Source organism: Pseudoxanthomonas mexicana, assembly GCF_046736355.1.
Classification (GTDB): domain Bacteria; phylum Pseudomonadota; class Gammaproteobacteria; order Xanthomonadales; family Xanthomonadaceae; genus Pseudoxanthomonas_A; species Pseudoxanthomonas_A mexicana_B.
Window position 1 is genome coordinate 637,501 of record NZ_CP157201.1, and the last position, 2,500, is coordinate 640,000.

The window sequence follows — 2,500 nt, forward strand, 5'->3', positions numbered from 1 at the left end:
TACTCCTGACTGACCGATAGTGAACCAGTACCGTGAGGGAAAGGCGAAAAGAACCCCGGAGAGGGGAGTGAAATAGACCCTGAAACCGTGTGCGTACAAGCAGTAGGAGCCCGCAAGGGTGACTGCGTACCTTTTGTATAATGGGTCAGCGACTTACTGTTCGTGGCAAGCTTAACCGTATAGGGGAGGCGAAGGGAAACCGAGTCTGATAAGGGCGCATAGTCGCGGGCAGTAGACCCGAAACCGGGTGATCTAGTCATGCCCAGGGTGAAGGTGCCGTAACAGGTACTGGAGGCCCGAACCCACTCCCGTTGCAAAGGTAGGGGATGAGGTGTGATTAGGAGTGAAAAGCTAATCGAACCCGGAGATAGCTGGTTCTCCTCGAAAGCTATTTAGGTAGCGCCTCATATGAATCTTCCTGGGGGTAGAGCACTGTTATGGCTAGCGGGACATCGCGTCTTAGCAAACCATTGCAAACTCCGAATACCAGGACAGACTGTATGGGAGACACACGGCGGGTGCTAACGTCCGTCGTGAAAAGGGAAACAACCCAGACCCACAGCTAAGGTCCCAAATTTATCGCTAAGTGGAAAACGATGTGGAAAGGCACAGACAGCCAGGAGGTTGGCTTAGAAGCAGCCACCCTTTAAAGAAAGCGTAATAGCTCACTGGTCGAGTCGGTCTGCGCGGAAGATTTAACGGGGCTAAGCGATAAACCGAAGCTTGGGGTGCACAACTTTGTTGTGCGCGGTAGAGGAGCGTTCCGTAAGCCTGCGAAGGTGGATTGAGAAGTCCGCTGGAGGTATCGGAAGTGCGAATGCTGACATGAGTAACGATAATGCGGGTGAAAAGCCCGCACGCCGAAAGCCCAAGGTTTCCTTGCGCAACGTTAATCGACGCAGGGTTAGTCGGTCCCTAAGGCGAGGGCGAAAGCCGTAGTCGATGGGAAGCAGGTTAATATTCCTGCACCTCGCGTGAGTGCGATGGAGGGACGGAGAAGGTTAGGTGTACCCGGCGTTGGTTGTCCGGGGGAAAGGCGGTAGGTTTGAGGCTTTGGCAAATCCGGGCCTCTTCAAGACCGAGCACCGAGACGAGCCCTTTAGGGCGAAGTCACTGATACCACGCTTCCAGGAAAAGCTCCTAAGCTTCAGCTCACGCAGACCGTACCGTAAACCGACACAGGTGGGTAGGATGAGAATTCTCAGGCGCTTGAGAGAACTCGGGTGAAGGAACTAGGCAACATGGCACCGTAACTTCGGGAGAAGGTGCGCCCTTTTTGGTGGCTACACGCGTAGCTGAGCTGAAGAGGGCCTCAGAAACCAGGCCGCTGCGACTGTTTATCAAAAACACAGCACTCTGCAAACACGAAAGTGGACGTATAGGGTGTGACGCCTGCCCGGTGCTGGAAGGTTAATTGATGGGGTCAGCCGCAAGGCGAAGCTCTTGATCGAAGCCCCAGTAAACGGCGGCCGTAACTATAACGGTCCTAAGGTAGCGAAATTCCTTGTCGGGTAAGTTCCGACCTGCACGAATGGCGTAACGACAGCGGCGCTGTCTCCACCCGAGACTCAGTGAAATTGAAATCGCTGTGAAGATGCAGCGTTCCCGTGGCAAGACGGAAAGACCCCGTGAACCTTTACTATAGCTTTACATTGAACGTTGAGTTCGTCTGTGTAGGATAGGTGGGAGGCTATGAAACCGAGGCGCTAGCTTCGGTGGAGCCATCCTTGAAATACCACCCTGATGTGCTTGACGTTCTAACCTAGCTCCGTCATCCGGAGCGGGGACCATGTATGGTGGGTAGTTTGACTGGGGCGGTCTCCTCCCAAAGAGTAACGGAGGAGCTCGAAGGTACGCTCAGCGCGGTCGGACATCGCGCACTGTGTGCAAAGGCATAAGCGTGCTTGACTGCAAGAGCGACGGCTCAAGCAGGTACGAAAGTAGGACTTAGTGATCCGGTGGTTCTGTATGGAAGGGCCATCGCTCAACGGATAAAAGGTACTCCGGGGATAACAGGCTGATACCGCCCAAGAGTTCATATCGACGGCGGTGTTTGGCACCTCGATGTCGGCTCATCACATCCTGGGGCTGTAGTCGGTCCCAAGGGTATGGCTGTTCGCCATTTAAAGTGGTACGCGAGCTGGGTTCAGAACGTCGTGAGACAGTTCGGTCCCTATCTGCCATGGGCGTTGGAAGTTTGAGAGGGGCTGCTCCTAGTACGAGAGGACCGGAGTGGACGAACCTCTGGTGTTCCGGTTGTCACGCCAGTGGCATTGCCGGGTAGCTATGTTCGGAAGCGATAACCGCTGAAAGCATCTAAGCGGGAAGCGCGCCTCAAGATGAGACTTCCCGGGGCACAAGCCCCCTAAAGGAACCATGAAGACTACGTGGTTGATAGGTCAGGTGTGTAAGCGCTGCAAGGCGTTGAGCTAACTGATACTAATGATCCGTGCGGCTTGACCATATAACCTCAAGTGGCCTTGGACTCGACGATACCGTC

General features: G+C 54.5%; 1 rRNA gene (cut by a window edge). It reads left to right on the plus strand.

The annotated features are described in order from the left end of the window. Window positions 1-2,464 (plus strand): 23S ribosomal RNA (locus AAG688_RS02720) (it extends 416 nt beyond the left edge of the window). The last annotated feature ends 36 nt before the right edge of the window (window positions 2,465-2,500 follow it).